Origin of the sequence: Lentibacillus sp., from assembly GCF_035301925.1 — a bacterium.
Lineage (GTDB): Bacteria > Bacillota > Bacilli > Bacillales > Amphibacillaceae > Lentibacillus.
This window is the reverse complement of sequence record NZ_DATGTI010000147.1, coordinates 1-15978: the sequence shown is the minus strand read 5'-3', so window position 1 is coordinate 15978 and position 15978 is coordinate 1. Positions and strand designations below refer to the sequence as shown.

Sequence of the window (15978 nt, the reverse complement as noted above, 5' to 3'; positions counted from 1 at the left end):
CTATGAAATAAGTTCTGATTAACTTGCTGATTAATTTTATCAGTGGACGTATCGAGTACGATGGCCAGTTCTTTAAACAATATGTTTTGAATGTTTATTAAAAGTTTGCTGTCTTGTTCAAAAAACTTTCTTCCTTCTGCTTCGATTACATGCTTTTTCCGTATCAGGGTGTTGGCTGTTTTAGCAATCTCCATCCGATTTCCGGTATCCACTGTAGCTGTATAGGATTTAATTCGTGAATGGCTGTTTTCGATCCACTCAACGCCATCCGAACGAAAGGACTCAAGGATTTTTTCAGCTTCATCTTTATTGATCAATTTCTGCATCATGATTTTTTTATTGTCTGCAGGGGCATGTATCGTTAATTCGTGGTCATCCTCAATTGGGTGCAGCACGTAATAGGTTTTCACAGTTCCATTCAAATTCTTATCACAAATATCATCCACTCGACATATGCCATGTCCTGAATAGATGATTAAATCCCCAATATCATGCATTTTGGTATCTCCTTTTAACCGCTCTTGTTGCCTGGTTGACTAATTCTAGTATAATTCTTATTTTAAAAATTGTCAACTAAATTGACATTGCCGAACGAATTGTATATATTAACGACAGTATAGGAGGGTAAAAAGTTGAAGTCTGATTTAGATAATATGGGTTTAATTGATTTAATCAGTGAACGTCATCTTCAGCTTCGGAAATTGTCGGAGAACCTGTGGAATGAGAACAGTGATATATACGTGGCAGATTCAGAATGGTTTATTTTGGCGAGAATCTATCAGAAAGAACAAACAACAATTTCGTGGGTGACAAAGCATGTCGAGATTTCCCGTCAGGCTACGCATAAATTCATTAAACGTCTTGAACAAAAAGGATTAGTTCAGATCACAAAATTGAAAAATAATAAAAAAGAAAAATCGATAAGGCTAACGGATTTGGGTAAGGAATTTTATGAAAAAAATAAATTTCTGGAGGCGCAGCTTGAACGTAAAATCGCTGAAAATATTGGTTCTGAAGAAGTAAACCGGTTGAAAGGGATTTTGAAATCTGATTGGGGATTATAGTAACGTCTGATCAAAATAATTCGTAAATGAATGCTAAGTTGACAGGAGATTTTGTGGAATTTACAGTAATGGCTTTCTTAATGGTTCAATGAACCCGCGCCTGCGAAAAAAGCAGGAAGCTTGTTTATCTATATAAAATGCGTGAAAATATATAATATAAGACATATAACATACATGCGTTAAGGAGGAATCACATTGGCAGGCAGTTTTTATGAAACGGGCCATATGCAGCATTTAGGCAGGCTGAAAGATCTTGCACCTGATCAGACCAAGGCTTTTGCGACTTTTAATAATGGTGTTTTCAAAGATGGGGCGCTGACTAAAAAGGATAAGGAAATCATTGCCGTCGCGGTCGCACACGTCACCCAATGCCCATATTGCATTGATACCCATACCAAGAATGCCAAAAAGGAAGGGGCTTCCCTCGAAGAATTGGTTGAAGCTGTTTATGTGACAACTGCCGTCGAAGCAGGTGGTGCTGTCACGCACAGTACCAACATGCATAATGCGCTGGCAGACGACACAGATGATACGCTGTATGAACGTTCGAACCTGAAGAATCTCAATCAGTTAGGAAAGCATGCCAAAGACGGATTCCAGGGTTATTCCGGATTCAATCAGGCGGCAATACAAGAGGGTGAATTGGGTAAAAAATTCAAAGAGATCATTGCAGTTGCTATTGGTCATGCAACGCTTTGCCCATACTGCATCGATGTCCATACGGAAAATGCTGATAAGGAAGGTGCAACGAGAGAAGAACTGAGTGAAGCTGTATTGGTTGCTTCCGCATTGCTTGCCGGTGGTTCATATGCCCATATGGCCAATATGATTGAGAGTTATGGCGATTGACACTGCCATTGGTTGAAAAATATGGCTCTCCCCATATTGGCTTTATCACATTCAATAGAAAGGGTGGATAAAATGAAAATTTTGGTTGTAGGGGCTAATGGCCAAATTGGAAAGCATCTCGTTTCATTTATTCAGGAAAGCGATAACCTCCAAGCGAAGGCAATGATCCGTAACGAGGAGCAAGTATCCTTTTTTGAAAATCTTGGTGCAGAAACGGCCGTGGTCGATTTGGAAGGGGACATCGACGCGATTACCAAAGCAGCTGATGGCGTTGATGCAATTGTATTCACAGCTGGTTCCGGCGGTCATACAGGAAAAGATAAAACCATTATGGTGGATTTGGATGGTGCTGTTAAGACCATTGAAGCGGCTAAAGCTGCTGGCGTGAAACGGTTTATTATGATTAGTTCGTTTGATACAAGACGTGAAGCCATTCAGGAAGCTTCTGCGTCATTTGCGCCCTATGTAGCAGCCAAACATTATGCGGATGAATGGCTGAGAAGTAGTGATTTGGATTATACGATTATCCATCCCGGCTTGTTAACGAATGATGAAGGGACCGGTCAAGTTGAGGCAGCTCCTGAAGTTGAAAGAGGCGAGGTTCCAAGAGAGGACATCGCCAGCGTCATCGTTGCCAGTTTGGAAAATGATACAACGATTGGAAAAGAGTTTCAGGTCGTGGGTGGTACGAAACCGATTAAAGACGCGGTGGATTCACTATAATTCAAAAATAATGGCTAAAGAAAATGACATCCCGGTCGTAACCAGGATGTCATTTTCTTTAGCCATTAAACGTTACTGCTTCTGGCCGAAAACCAATCTTCTTTCGTATAGGCCATCTCCCAAAACGCAAGCTCGAATTCTTTTGCAATGACGAATTGCTCCTTGATTTTTTCTTTTTCGTGATCACTTGCTTCTTCAGCTATCTGATCCAGCAAGTCGATTTGCTCCTGTGTGGATGTTTGGAACCAATCGTCAGCATACATTTTGATCCAATTTTGATAGATGGTTTCCTCGGGCTTTGCATGTTGGTTTTTCTTTCCGATATCGGCATACAGCCAGTAGCACGGCAGGATAGCGGCAACCGTCTGCCCGATTTGTCCGGTAAGCGCCGCCCTGTACAAGTGCGATGTATAGGCATAGGCTGTTGGTGCCGGTTTGAAATGTTTCATGTCATCCTCGGTGATGTTCAGTAATTCCGCATGCTCACGATGAACGGTTAACTCGGCTTCGGCTGTCACTTTGGCTTTTTCCGTAAGCATCGCCGTCACTTCAAAATCATCTGACTGGGCGGCAGCCATCGCATGTACTTTGCCAAAATGCTTCAGGTAGTAGATGTCCTGCAGAATATAATACTTGAACGTATCCAGCGGCAAATCTCCCCGCACAATCTCCTGGACAAATGGATGATTCAAACTCTGTTCCCAGCTTTCCCTGGTTTTCTGACGTAGTACTTCTGTAAAACGCATAAAAAATCCTCCCCTTCTTGATTAATGGTGACCCGACACGGGCGCGCACGAAGAAAAGGGAGGTCATTAAAATATAGATCGAACAATTGAACATGCCTTATATCTTGTTGAAATCGCCTATTTTAATTACGTTGTCCTGTCCACTTTCCTCCGCTGGCACCAACCAGGTCAGGTTCAAAGGGTCTTAGAGTCCACTCTAATCTCAGCCTTTAAAAGGCACCCCTAGTGAAATGCTGTTTGTCTACAGTTTAGCCTAATTGAAGGAAAAATTAAACAGTATGGAGAGAAAGACGTTAATTCGTTTTCGATAAACTAAAACTATATTGCCCGACCACCAATTGATATTATCCTAAAAGAAATGGTGGAGGCGAAAAGCCCCCATATATCTGTTTATTTCAGAAACCGCGTTACCATGTCATTAAATTTATCCGCATGCTCCCAGAACATCATATGCCCACCAAGTACTTCTATTTTTGATTCTGGCGACACTTTTTTCGTAAAAGCTGCAGCCGTTTCCGCCCAATGTTCGGCGACAACTGTCAAAGTCGGAACGGAATGGCTTAACGATGTCGCTTCAGCACGATAATCGGAAAACATACCGGCCGCAAAAAGATTCGCCGCAATATAATATGGTGTTTTTAAAGATTGTTCGACAAGCCAATTCAGTTCTTCTTCTTTTACTTCCCGCTGAATCATGACTTGAGTAATATAGTCTGTGATGAATGCCCGCTGACCTTGTGGGCTCCGCAAATGTGACGTATAAATCGCCGCGATATCATCTAGCGCTCCCTCAATCCAATCATCGTTATGTACAGATAATGATTTCGGCGGCATATCAACTAAAACGGCTGATTTAATATTATCGCGTCCGTATTGTTTGAAATATTCCCAGACCGTAAAGCAGCCAAAAGACCACCCGAAAAGTGTGGCATTTTCCACATCTAACTGTTTTAATACCTTGGCCAAATCCGTTCCATGTGTCACATAATCATTGCCATGTACGGTCACTGTGGATCGTCCATGGCTCCGTGGATCAACCACAATGACGCGGTTCGTTTTTGAAAAATAGTCCACCTGCTTTGAAAAGACTTCTGTGGTGAATGTAAACCCGGGAATAAAAACAATTGGTTCGCCCTGTCCAACGTCCTGAACGAATAATTCGATTCCAGGATCAACCTCGATATACTTGCCGTTAAATCCTGACATGCCCTCAGCTCCTTAAAGTAAGTTTGTCATTATTATTTTAGTATATTTCTGAAGAGTAAGCAAAATACAAGCGGAGGATGTGATTTGCTTAGAGATAATCAGTGGAAATGAGGGAACTAAATTTTTGAGGGTGTTCTGTCAAGGGAAATTGTTGAACGTCATTTCGGCTATGCCCGTAAAAGTTGGCGGAAGATATTGAGCTGACACATACTAATAAAAGATTTAAAGAAAGGAGCATGCGGTCTTGTAAGTGGATCAATTTATTAAAGTCCAGATAAAGCTCTCCCCAAGTTGGAAATAGCTCTACTCACCCCTACAATCGAAAAAAACCTGCATAAAGGTGGCATCTGCAGAAGGAGTCTACTAAGCTGTTGCTTACTGGACATTTGGGGCATGAAAATGGAAAGGGAAAAACCACATTCGAGGAGATTTTCAGGCAAAATGAGCGTCGGATTCATTACCACATTTACCGGCTGAATATCAGGGATCCACATCGGGAGTTTTTTCCCGCCTAACAGGCAGTAAGATCCCCACTTTAAAACTTTTAAGGAAAACGAAAAAAAGATTAGTGGGGATCAACTGCCTGTAAAGGTCCGATTCTGTTCAACTAACATTCAGTGGGGAAAGACGCCCCACTGAATGAAGTTTCACTTTACCAGGAAGGTTTGGTTGCCATGTAGAATGAATACGAGACTTATCAGCCGGACAAAGGCCCGATGGTGACGTATTTCAATTACATTATCCGCAACCGCATGATTGACTTGATGCGGAAACAGAATAAGGAGGTAGAAAAGACGACGCAATTCGCACAGGATATCAAACGCACATTGATGACGGCAATTATTATCGGAATCATGGATTGACCTATCCGGTTGTGCAAAAGAACAGCGATATTGAAGCGTGCAATACGGCGTTTTGGCAGAAGGTGCGTGATCAGCTTTCTGATAATCAGCGGAAATGGGTACGATATCATATTATCGAGGACATGCACTTAAAGGAGATCGCTGAACAGGAAGGCGTTACGGTGGAAGCTGTTAAGAGTTGGGGGAAAGGCGTCAGGCGGAAATTGCGTACGGCAGCGGTAAATGATGCCGAGGTTTGATTGGAAGGTGGGGTGAGGGCTATTGCATTGATTGGGATAACGTTGGGCTTCACCGGATCTGGAGGTCGTTCACTAATGTTTAAAATGCAGGACTTTTGGGAAACTTAATAACAAATCAATTCAATCGTGATATCTTGCAATATAAACATTCTTGGCATATAATGAGGTTAGAAAGCATAATACTAAAAAGAACCCCGACAGTAGCGTGTCGGAGTTCTGATGAGCTACACCGCAAGAAGTTGCGGTGGATCAGGTAGGAGTAATCCCCAACCAGTTCCGTTTTCGCAGGTGGGGATTACTTTTTTGTTATCAAAACAATTAGCGTCATGACAGCCGTGAGTAACGACCCAAAGCTGATCATGAGCATGATGCCTTGATATAAAGTAATCATCTGCGGCATCACCTCCCTCCTCGTCGTAGCATAACCAATGTCTACCAACGAGCAGCAAAGTTCCACCGCCCCATCCTGCTTATGTAGCTCAATATTATTATAACAAAATTATTAATCTTTCTGTAGTTTAAAAATAGAATCAAAGCGTTTTTTTAAGCCAGCAAATCAAGCTGCCAACCACCCACAAAAAAGTGGAAAGCAGCCTTTTTCCTTAATAAGTTCTCTCAAAACTCCTCATAAACAGCCGGATCCTGATCCCTCATACGCCCATCCGGCTTAGTCAATCCGTCCAATGTCGCCATGTCCTCATCATCCAATGCAAAATCAAAAATAGACATATTCTCCAGCTGACGTGCAGGTGATGCTGACTTTGGAATAGCGATGGCACCGTGTTGATAATGCCAGCGTAAAATGACTTGTGAAGCAGTTCTTCCATATTTGTTCGCAATTTCCTTAATAGTATCGTCATTGAAAACATCATTGGCTCGCGCTAATGGACTCCACGATTCGGTGGCCACGCCATGCTCCTCATGCCATTTACGCTGTTTTTCCTGGTTGAAGTAAGGATGCAGTTCAACCTGATTGATGCTTGGCAATACGCCCGTTTCTTTTTCCAGCCGTTCGAGATGCTCGGGCAGGAAATTGCAAACGCCGATTGAGCGGATCAGGCCCCACTTTTTTGCATCAATCAAAGCCTGCCAAGCCTCCACATAGTTGTCTTGTTTCGGGTTTGGCCAATGAATTAAATATAAATCATAATAGTCCAGACCGGCGCGATAGAGTGATTCCTGAATGGCCTTTACTGCCTTGTCATAAGTATGATAGCGGCCGGGAAGCTTGGATGTAATGCGTAACGCCTCACGTGGTACGGATGTCCGCTTCAATGCGGCTCCAACTGTTCCTTCATTTTCATAGTTGTAAGCTGTGTCAATCAACCGGTAGCCTTGATCAATGGCACTGGCAATGGCTGCTCCACCGTCATTTCCCCACAGTTTGTATGTCCCAAAGCCAAGTACTGGGATGTTTGTACCGTCATTCAGTGTAATTTCAGGTATTTGGTTCGTCATCGTGTCACTCCTTTTATATTTTTGTTTTCTTTAATCCATTAAGCTAATAGTAGTTTATCATAATCGATTACTACACATCATGGAATGCTGATTTCTCCTGACAAAGCTAATCAGCAAACGACACGATACAACCGGTCAACCGCTTCAACTATTTCATCTTCTTTAATACTTGCAAAGCCAATGACGATTTCAATAATTTTCGGTTTGCCATCATCATTTCCCAACAAGAAATGCTTCATTGTATAGATTTCAAGCTTTTCCTGTTTGGCCCTTACTTTTATGTCTTCATAGCTTTTGTAGGTATCAAATTCCGCAAGAAAATGGAGTCCGGCCGGCGTGTCTTTAATCTTTATCCTGTTCTGAAACCTTGTATAGAGTTCCTTTATTAATTGTTTCCGTTTCTTATCATAATGCTGATTCATTCGTTTAATGTGTTTGGCGTATTCCCCATTTTGAATAAAATAGTGTAACGCATATAAAAGGAGCGAACTGCATCCCTGTATCCGGTCGGAATAGTGAAATTGATACATTTCAAGTAACTTAGGCGGCAATACCATATAACTAATCCGAAAGCTTGGCAGTAATGTTTTTGAAAAGGTGCCGAAGTAGATGACGCGCTGATTTCGATCAAAGCTCTGCAGGGAGGGGATATTATCCGTACCATATTTGAATTCACTGTCATAATCATCTTCTATAATATATCGATCTTCGCCGGTGGCAGCCCAATTTAACAGCTCAACGCGTCGAGAGATCGGCATTATCGTACCAGTTGGAAACTGGTGCGAAGGTGTTATATACAAAAAATCGGGGTTGGATGTTTCGATTTCTTTAATATCCATTCCTACCTTGTCCAACCCAATAGGCAATACGTCAAGCTTCAGGCTTTTTAGTATTCGGAAAACCCGTGAATACCCCGGATTTTCGACAGCTATTTTTGTGTCAGTTCCTTGTATAGCCATTAATTGATGAATTAATGGGTGAATACCGGTTCCAATAATGATTTGTTCAGGCTCACATGTTACACCACGTGTTAAGCCTATCATATCAGAAATCGTCTTTCTTACGGTAAAAGGGCCTTGTGGATGGGCAATCCCGGAAAGCTCTGTTTTATGTTGAGATATTGCGTTTTGCTGGCTCTTCATCCATTCATGAAAAGGAAACATGGAATGGTCTGTTTTAATATGAGAAAAGGAAAGCCAACCTTTTTCATCACTGGAAGTTTCTTTTAAATGTTCAGGCAGTTCATGTTCTTTAGAAGAATTGCCATTAACAAAATGCGCGATATCTTCAACGAAATATCCCTTGCGTTCTACTGTATAAATGTAACCTTCAGCAAGCAGTTGTTCATATGCTGTTGCGACTGAATTGATGCTCACTCCCAATTCATTGGACAGTTCCCTTTTTGAAGGGAGTTTATTGCCTGCAGAAACTTTATGATCCAGTATGAATTCCTTAAGTTTTTCATAAATTTGCTTATAAATATAATTTGATTTTTGTCTTTTATCTACATGGAATTTAATCATCTCTCATCACCCTGGCACCATAATTTTTTCAATTCTGGTACTTTTCATTATACCAATAAGATATCATACTAGTCTATAAATTCACATTAAACAGTAAAGGGGGAATTTTGTTAAAGGGGGGTATGAAGAAACTATTTAAATGAAAAAATTGAAAGCGATTACTTATAGAAAGGAAGATTTCATTGTCTAAGAACTTAGCTGAATTAGATCAGAAACATTTTATTCACCCGACATCATCCATCCAACAGCAGCAGAAAAATGGGCCGGCTTATATTTTTGAAAAAGGTGAGGGCATTTATTTAACCGACACCAAAGGGAGAACTTATATCGATGCGATGTCATCTTTATGGAACGTCAATATCGGTCATGGTCGCAGCGAGTTGGCTGAGGTGGCTAAAGAGCAGATGGAGAAACTTGCATTCAGTTCTGCATTCTCAACGTTCAGTCACGAACCCGCCATACTGCTTGCAGAGAAAATAGCTTCTATCACACCAAAAGGATTAAATGCAGTGTTTTTTACTTCAGGGGGTTCTGAATCGAATGATACAGCCTTTAAACTGGCACGGCATTACTGGAAACTGAAAGGTGAACCGGAACGGCGGAAAATCATTTCGCGGAAAAAAGCTTATCATGGTGTCGCTGCCGCTTCAACAAGTGCAACGGGTATTCCACAATTTTGGGATATGGCCGGAACGTTCATGCCTGACTTTGTTCATGCGGATACGCCATATGAAAAAGGCACAGCTGAGGCCATTGAATCGACACGTCAAGTGATCGAACAAGAGGATCCGGAAACGATTGCCGCTTTTATCGCTGAACCTGTGCAGGGTGCAGGCGGGGTCATCATTCCGCCTGATGACTATTTCAAGGAAATCCGGAAGCTTTGTGATGAATATGGCATTTTATTCATTGCCGACGAAATTATTACCGGTTTTGGACGTACAGGGAAAATGTTTGGCATGGAAAATTGGAATGTACTGCCTGACTTGATGACGTTTGCCAAAGGAGTCACAAGTGGTTACATCCCATTTGGCGGGGTAGTTGTTTCGGATGACATACATGACGTGCTGAAGGAGCGTTCCACCGGTACATTGTTCCACGGATTTACGTATAGTGGACATCCGACTGCCAGTGCGGTCGCGTTAAAAAACATTGAGATTATGGAAAATGAAAATCTTGCGGCAAATGCACAAAGAATGGGCGAGCAGCTGTTAAAAGGTTTTGAACGCATCAAAAAAGACACGCAAATTGTCGGCGACGTCCGGACGCTAGGACTTCTTGAGGCTGTGGAACTCGTCAAGGATCCATCAAATAATGAACGTTTCCCTGCTGACTTGAAGGTAGCTGGTAAAGCTATCAATGCACTGTACGACCGCGGTGTTATCTGCCGTCCAGTAACGTTCGACAGCACGGACATTATTTGTTTCTCACCGCCATTGATTATTAATGAAGAGCAGGTTGATACCCTTGTTGAGAAAATGCATGACGCTGTGTTGGCGGTTGAAGAGGAGATTGGCTGATAAGCAAGTTATAGCGACTTTAAAAACTGGGCCAAACACCATCTGTGTCTAGGTTAAAAAAATGGAGAGGATAAGGTTTATGTTTAGTTCAAATGAAAATATGTTGATTGGGATTATTGTATGCGTTTACTTTGTTTTCCTTTTTAGTCTGTCACTTTACATAAATAAACGGAAAATAAAAACGTATGATGATTATAATGTTGCTGGTCGTTCCGTGTCGATTTTTCCATTGATTCTAACCTTTGTTGGTACTGCGGTTGGTGGATCAATCCTGCTCGGTTTCATGACTGATGGATATACTGATGGTATGGGGCAGCAGTGGTTGAATAATAGTATTTTTATTACCGGAATCATAACAGCTTTTTTCCTGGTTCGGCGCATCCGTTTTCTCGGGGAAAAATATCATATGGTCACGCTGGGGGATTTTACCGCGTTACGGTACGGAGAAGCAGCACGTGTCCCGACAGTAATCAGTGTACTATGTGCTTACTGTGCTGTTACTGGAATGCAATTCGTCGCGATTGCCACGATATTAAAATTAACAATCGGTTTAAATATGACAATTGGGATTATTATCAGCTGGCTGTTATTAACACTTAAAACTTATTTTGGCGGACTGAAATCAGTCATTTGGCAAGATGCTGTTCATGGGACATTACAAACGGTCGGCGTGTTTATTTTATTTTTTGCAATTTTGGCATTTGCCGGTGATTGGAGCTCCATGACCAGTTATGCCAGTTCACTGAATGAAGGGTATATGTTTGATTTCAACCATATAACAATGAGAGAAGTGTTCGTTTATTTCTGTACAATTGGCGGTTACCAGTTCGTTAGACAAGACTTGTGGCAGCGGTTTTGGGCGGCAAAAAGTTATAAAACGGCTATTTATGGATACTGGGCGTCGATTATTGTTGGTTTGCTGGTTGGAGCGGCTGTCATCGCTATCGGCGTCATGGCTCGATATGGTTTGGGTCTGGACAATGTAGATCCAACACTTATTTACTATCATGCAATCGATGCTGTCTTTAATTTTCCAATGGTTGTAGTCATGATTATCGCACTAATGGCAACGGTTATTTCCTGTGCCGACTCGTTTTTTATGGCTGGTTCATCGTCGATTATAAACGATATTATCAAACCCCGGATGAAATATGCGGACGATGCCAGGATTTTATGGTACAGCCGTCTTTCGGTTGTGACGGTTTCCATCATTGCATTATTGCTCGCCTTATACTTACCACAACTAGTGGACCTGTGGGTGGTTGGTACTGCGATGCTGGTATCTGGTTTATTGGCACCAGCTTTTTTTGGATTGTTTTGGAAAGGCGCAACGAAAACTGGTGGGATTACTGCAATGTGGCTTGGGCTAATTGTAGCGGTTATTTGGCAGCTTGCGGGTCATCCGTTTGGCATTCATCCGGTATTTATCGGATTACCACTGTCGACCATAGCCATCGTGGTTGTTTCGTTGTTGACAAGACCTCAGAAGCAATATCAAGAGGATATCTGGGCGAAGGCAGAATAAAATGGGGTCATTTCCCATGGTTATCGTTGATCCATAAATTTAACGATCACTTTATCTTGTAAATCTTAAGTGAAAAAAGGCTTATCTACTACCACGGAACGACCTATCCGTATTCAGAAAAATAATTCGGGAAGGTGATTAACATGGCTCAACAGCAACCGGCCATCAATTTAAAACGATTAATAAAAATGATTGAAATGAGTTCGTCAATTGGCGCAATTCCGAATAATGGACTGTGCCGTCTTGCTTTGTCTGAAGAAGATAAACAAATACGGGAAATTTTCACTAATTGGATGAACGAAGCAAATCTGGAAGTTCGTTTCGATGACTTCGGTAATATATATGGCAGGCGAAAAGGACGTTCAGATTTGTCACCAGTTTTGGTTGGTTCACATTTAGATACACAGCCAAATGGAGGCAGGTTTGACGGAGTTTTGGGCGTATTGACGGCAATGGAAGCTATTTTCACCTTAAATGATCACGGTGTAGAAACAAAAAGACCAATTGAATTGGTCAATTTCACTAATGAAGAAGGTGCGCGGTTTGAGCCGCCATTATTGGGTTCAGGAGGATTAGCCGGTGTATTTGACAAAGACTTTGTATATAGCCGGCAAGATCGAAATGGAAAATCGTTTGAAAAAGAATTGGTAAGGACAGGTTTTCTGGGTGAGTTGGAAAACCGGATTGAAGATATCCATTCGTTTATCGAATTACATATTGAGCAGGGTCCAATATTGGAAAGTGAACGCGTTTCAATCGGTGCTGTGGAAGGGATTAAAGGAATGACATGGTTTGAATTAATAGTAACAGGCGAGGGAGGTCATGCCGGTCCAACACCGATGCCGTTAAGAAAAGATGCTCTGCTCGCTGCTACGAAAATTATTACTAAAATTGAAGAAAAAGGAAACGTTTATGGTCCCGATCTAAGCTTTACTGTCGGACGAATGGCACTTAAACCAAATGTGATCAATTGTATCCCTGAGGAAGTCACTTTTTCTCTGGACGTCCGACATATAGATGATGCAGTACGTGAACGTTTTATTGCAGAAATTAAAGATGAGTTGCAAACGCTCGCTACCGAACAAAATGTGCAACTTGCGATCAATAAATTATGGGAAGTAAAAACAACTCATTTTCATCCACAAATGATTGATCAGATTGCCAATAGTGCAATGAAGCTCGGTTATTCAGTCAAGCGGATGTACAGCGGGGCCGGTCATGACGCTAAATATATCAGTCAGATTGCCCCAACGGCGATGATTTTTGTGCCAAGTGTAGGCGGGAAAAGTCATGTGGAATCCGAGCTGACGTTGGATAAGAACATCGAACAAGGGGCCAACGTATTGCTGGATAGTTTATTGCAGTTGGCTAATATGGACACAGCGTTGTCCCATTTAAAAACCACTTAAAAGGAATCAGGTGGAGATGTATGACGTTTGGGCTTAACAGAAATGCTGTATTAATAACCTAACAGCTAAAAGTTGTAAATAAGTATCAAACATAAGGAGAGTTAAATATGAAAAAGACAGGGTTTATCTGGGATGAGAGCTATTTTTGGCATCAAACTGGTCAAGGCGCGCTAAATTCCGGCTCAGGCGGGTGGATTCAAGCGGACACCCACGCTGAAAATCCAGAAACAAAACGGCGGGTGAAAAACCTGCTCGATCGTTCCAGGTTTATCAAAGAACTCCATCAGATCGAACCAAGGGCCGCAACAAGAAAAGAAGTAGAAATGAATCATGACCAAACTTATCTTAATTGTTTGAAGGAATTAAGCGATGCAGGTGGCGGTGATGCTGGAGAGCATGCAATTGTTGGTCCGGATTCCTACGAAATTGCCTTATTATCGGCGGGCGGAGCGTTAACCGCGGTCGATGCAGTCATGAAGAATGAGGTGCAAAATGCCTATACTCTCACTCGTCCACCTGGCCATCATGCTGAGTATGAAACAGGGATGGGTTTTTGTTTAATGAATAATGTAGCCATCGCCGCAAAATATGCACGCGAAGCATATGGTTTGAAGCGCATCCTGATTTTGGACTGGGATGTGCATCACGGAAATGGGACCGAGAGTGCATTTCGTTCGGATAAAGATGTGTTATTTATATCGATCCACCAAGAAAATATTTTCCCGAAAAATCGCGGGGGAATTTCCTATACTGGTGAAGCGGGCGGTGAAGGATATACTGTAAATATTGAATTACCTGCCGGGACTGGAAATGAAGGATACTTGCAAACTTTTGACAAGGTAATTGAGCCGATTGTCAATCAATATCAGCCGGAGCTCATCTTGATATCTGCCGGTCAAGATCCAAGTCGGTTTGATCCGTTAGGAAGAATGCTGATGACCGCAGGAGGATTTTACGACATGGCCGCGAGAATGAAAGTACTTGCGGAAAATCATTGTAATGGTCGCTTAGTTGCCTTACATGAAGGTGGTTACAGCACCGCATATGTCCCATTTTGTACACTCAGAGTTCTGGAAGCATTATCTGGAAAACAAAGCGGGGTAGAAGATCCATTCGACCAAGGTTACCATGAAGGACCATTCTATCAAAACCAGGCAGAAGCAATTCATAAGGTAATAGAAATTCAGAAACAATACTGGGAATTATAACAGGTCAGAACGACAGACAATTTTTCCTTAAATGAGGCGATGACGCTAAACAATGCTTGGCTTAATGTGAAACCGACCATGTTACCATGGCTTTTGCCATTGAAAGGATTCGCGGATGCTTACAGTTAATGGAATGAAAATATTTTATTCAACTCAAGTGGGAACATTGAGGGAGTTTGGCATAAATAATCATGCAAATTTTAAGATAATGAACGGCTGTCAAACAACATATAATGACGTGAGATGATCAGATGGACAAGAGGAGGATAACAATGAGTGACCGGAAACTGTTAAAGATTTTGGGCAATAAAGATGTTATCGCACTTGCATTTGGTGCCATGATTGGCTGGGGCTGGGTTGTCACAACCGGATTATGGATAACTGAAGCCGGGTCATTGGGCGCGATTCTGGCATTTCTGATTGGCGGTTTGCTTGTGGTGCTGATTGGTCTGACGTATGCTGAATTGGCCTCTGCACTGCCGCTGGCTGGTGGCGAGCTTGTCTATTCGTTTAAAGCGATGGGGCGAACAGCTTCGTTTATTGCAACATGGGCAGTGATACTCGGTTATGTATCTGTTATCGCATTTGAAGCCGTTGCGCTGCCAACAGTCTTTGAGTATTTGATACCAAATTACAGCCAAGGCTATTTATACACATTGGCTGGCTGGGACGTTACGGTTACATGGGCTGGGATTGGCATCATTGGATCAATCATCATTGCTTGGGTTAATTACCGCGGTATTAAGCTGACGTCTTCGATTACAGTTATTTTGACCGGGCTGATTCTTGCTGCAGGTGTTTTGCTGATTACGGGTGGAACAGCAAGCGGCAGTGTTGAAACAATGGAGCCATTCTTTGCAGCGGGCTCTGCGGGAATTATGTCAGTCATTATTATGACACCGTTTATGTTTGTCGGTTTTGACGTCATTCCACAGGCAGCAGAAGAAATCAATATACCACAGAAGCGAATCGGGCAGCTGCTGATTGTGTCAGTTCTTCTTGCGGTACTTTGGTATGTTGCCGTTATATTTGGTGTATCCCGTATGCTGAGTCCGGCTGAACTGAACGAATCAAATCTGGTAACGGCAGATGCGATGGCGAAAGCGTTTGGTAATAGCCGACTGATAGGAAATTTTCTCGTCCTGGGCGGTATTGGTGGTATATTAACGAGCTGGCTCGGCTTTTATGTTGGCGGCAGCCGCGCCATTTATGCGCTTGCCAGAGCAGGTATGCTTCCCAAATCATTAGGGGAATTACATCCAAAATATAATACACCACACAAAGCTATTATACTGATTGCTGTTCTGTCCACTGTCGCACCGCTGCTGGGTCGTCCAGCGCTTGAGTGGTTTGTCAATGCGGGTGGACTTGGTCTTGTTGTGGCATGGATGATGGTTGCCATCTCGTTTATTATTCTGCGTAACAAAGATTCGGAGATGAAGCGTCCGTTCAGGCTTTCCGGAGGCACTTCCATTGGCTGGATTGCCGTCATCATGTCAATTGGTGTTGGCATTCTGTATATGCCGGGCATGCCGTCAGCACTCGTCTGGCCGTATGAATGGGCCATTATTGGTCTATGGGCCATACTTGGCTTTGTCTTGTATAAAGTATCTATGGCGAAGTATGGTACCGACCATGCGAATAA

Annotated in this window: 16 protein-coding genes and 1 riboswitch; of the genes, 10 read left to right on the top strand and 6 right to left on the bottom strand. The window is 42.4% G+C overall.

All coding sequences use genetic code 11. From position 1 onward, the window contains the following. On the bottom strand, positions 1-497 hold a 497-nt coding region (locus VK080_RS12035), incomplete at its 3' end, for a CarD family transcriptional regulator (protein ID WP_324225008.1). A 135-nt stretch (positions 498-632) separates the two neighbouring features. Between VK080_RS12035 and VK080_RS12030 the strand changes: the two genes are divergently transcribed. From VK080_RS12030 to VK080_RS12020, 3 genes are all read left to right on the top strand, one after another. Further along, the gene (locus VK080_RS12030; RefSeq protein WP_324225007.1) at positions 633-1064 is read left to right on the top strand and encodes a MarR family winged helix-turn-helix transcriptional regulator; all 432 of its coding nucleotides are present in this window, start codon (positions 633-635) and stop codon (positions 1062-1064) included. Between the two features lie 195 nt (positions 1065-1259). Next, positions 1260-1913, top strand: a complete 654-nt coding sequence (locus tag VK080_RS12025; protein ID WP_324225006.1) for a carboxymuconolactone decarboxylase family protein — start codon at positions 1260-1262, stop codon at positions 1911-1913. Positions 1914-1985: 72 nt separating this feature from the next. After that, a complete protein-coding gene (locus tag VK080_RS12020; protein WP_324225005.1) occupies positions 1986-2636 on the top strand; it encodes an SDR family oxidoreductase in 651 nt (216 codons plus the stop codon). Positions 2637-2701: 65 nt separating this feature from the next. Here the strand turns inward: VK080_RS12020 and tenA are convergent, their stop codons facing one another. Both tenA and VK080_RS12010 read right to left on the bottom strand, forming a co-directional pair. Next, a complete protein-coding gene (tenA, locus tag VK080_RS12015; RefSeq protein WP_324225004.1) occupies positions 2702-3382 on the bottom strand; it encodes a thiaminase II in 681 nt (226 codons plus the stop codon). Positions 3383-3510: 128 nt separating this feature from the next. Continuing rightward, a riboswitch (TPP riboswitch) is annotated at positions 3511-3616 on the bottom strand. A gap of 156 nt (positions 3617-3772) precedes the next feature. Next, on the bottom strand, positions 3773-4588 hold the full coding sequence (locus VK080_RS12010; RefSeq protein ID WP_324225003.1) for an alpha/beta hydrolase: 816 nt from the start codon (positions 4586-4588) through the stop codon (positions 3773-3775). 716 nt (positions 4589-5304) lie between these two features. Between VK080_RS12010 and VK080_RS12005 the strand changes: the two genes are divergently transcribed. Then, positions 5305-5451 carry a hypothetical protein gene (locus VK080_RS12005; RefSeq protein ID WP_324225002.1) on the top strand — a complete coding sequence of 49 codons (147 nt, stop codon included), beginning with the start codon at positions 5305-5307 and terminating at the stop codon, positions 5449-5451. Beyond that, positions 5448-5690: a sigma factor-like helix-turn-helix DNA-binding protein gene (locus tag VK080_RS12000; RefSeq protein ID WP_324225001.1), complete on the top strand. Its 243-nt coding sequence runs from the start codon at positions 5448-5450 to the stop codon at positions 5688-5690. Before VK080_RS12005 ends, VK080_RS12000 begins: the two co-directional genes overlap by 4 nt. Before the next feature lie 295 nt (positions 5691-5985). On the opposite strand, the gene VK080_RS16055 is transcribed toward VK080_RS12000, so the two are convergent. The 3 genes from VK080_RS16055 to VK080_RS11990 all read right to left on the bottom strand — a co-directional run bounded on the left by VK080_RS16055 (position 5986) and on the right by VK080_RS11990 (position 8671). Continuing rightward, positions 5986-6081 (bottom strand): putative holin-like toxin, encoded by a 96-nt coding sequence (locus VK080_RS16055; RefSeq protein ID WP_414672250.1) that lies wholly within the window; start codon positions 6079-6081, stop codon positions 5986-5988. A 224-nt stretch (positions 6082-6305) separates the two neighbouring features. Then, entirely contained in the window at positions 6306-7148 is an 843-nt protein-coding gene (locus tag VK080_RS11995) for an aldo/keto reductase (protein ID WP_324225000.1), read from the bottom strand. Between the two features lie 110 nt (positions 7149-7258). After that, positions 7259-8671, bottom strand: a complete 1413-nt coding sequence (locus VK080_RS11990) for a PLP-dependent aminotransferase family protein (protein ID WP_324224999.1) — start codon at positions 8669-8671, stop codon at positions 7259-7261. A gap of 182 nt (positions 8672-8853) precedes the next feature. Between VK080_RS11990 and VK080_RS11985 the strand changes: the two genes are divergently transcribed. The 5 genes from VK080_RS11985 to VK080_RS11965 all read left to right on the top strand — a co-directional run. After that, a complete protein-coding gene (locus tag VK080_RS11985) occupies positions 8854-10191 on the top strand; it encodes an aspartate aminotransferase family protein (RefSeq protein WP_324224998.1) in 1338 nt (445 codons plus the stop codon). A 79-nt stretch (positions 10192-10270) separates the two neighbouring features. Continuing rightward, positions 10271-11716 carry a sodium:solute symporter family protein gene (locus VK080_RS11980; RefSeq protein WP_324224997.1) on the top strand — a complete coding sequence of 482 codons (1446 nt, stop codon included), beginning with the start codon at positions 10271-10273 and terminating at the stop codon, positions 11714-11716. Positions 11717-11859: 143 nt separating this feature from the next. Then, positions 11860-13125 carry a Zn-dependent hydrolase gene (locus VK080_RS11975; RefSeq protein WP_324224996.1) on the top strand — a complete coding sequence of 422 codons (1266 nt, stop codon included), beginning with the start codon at positions 11860-11862 and terminating at the stop codon, positions 13123-13125. 107 nt (positions 13126-13232) lie between these two features. Beyond that, positions 13233-14333, top strand: a complete 1101-nt coding sequence (locus tag VK080_RS11970) for a class II histone deacetylase (RefSeq protein WP_324224995.1) — start codon at positions 13233-13235, stop codon at positions 14331-14333. Between the two features lie 272 nt (positions 14334-14605). Continuing rightward, positions 14606-15978, top strand: a 1373-nt coding sequence (locus VK080_RS11965) for an APC family permease (protein WP_324224994.1), incomplete at its 3' end; no start/stop codon positions are given.

What these genes read in the sequence shown, in the direction of transcription:
- VK080_RS12010 (WP_324225003.1), bottom strand. Translation starts at nt 4,588, where the DNA reads ATGTCAGGATTTAACGGCAAGTATATCGAGGTTGATCCTGGAATCGAA.
- tenA (WP_324225004.1), bottom strand. Translation starts at nt 3,382, where the DNA reads ATGCGTTTTACAGAAGTACTACGTCAGAAAACCAGGGAAAGCTGGGAA.
- VK080_RS16055 (WP_414672250.1), bottom strand. Translation starts at nt 6,081, where the DNA reads ATGATTACTTTATATCAAGGCATCATGCTCATGATCAGCTTTGGGTCG.
- VK080_RS11995 (WP_324225000.1), bottom strand. Translation starts at nt 7,148, where the DNA reads ATGACGAACCAAATACCTGAAATTACACTGAATGACGGTACAAACATC.
- VK080_RS11980 (WP_324224997.1), top strand. Translation starts at nt 10,271, where the DNA reads ATGTTTAGTTCAAATGAAAATATGTTGATTGGGATTATTGTATGCGTT.
- VK080_RS12005 (WP_324225002.1), top strand. Translation starts at nt 5,305, where the DNA reads ATGGTGACGTATTTCAATTACATTATCCGCAACCGCATGATTGACTTG.
- VK080_RS11975 (WP_324224996.1), top strand. Translation starts at nt 11,860, where the DNA reads ATGGCTCAACAGCAACCGGCCATCAATTTAAAACGATTAATAAAAATG.
- VK080_RS12020 (WP_324225005.1), top strand. Translation starts at nt 1,986, where the DNA reads ATGAAAATTTTGGTTGTAGGGGCTAATGGCCAAATTGGAAAGCATCTC.
- VK080_RS11970 (WP_324224995.1), top strand. Translation starts at nt 13,233, where the DNA reads ATGAAAAAGACAGGGTTTATCTGGGATGAGAGCTATTTTTGGCATCAA.
- VK080_RS11990 (WP_324224999.1), bottom strand. Translation starts at nt 8,671, where the DNA reads ATGATTAAATTCCATGTAGATAAAAGACAAAAATCAAATTATATTTAT.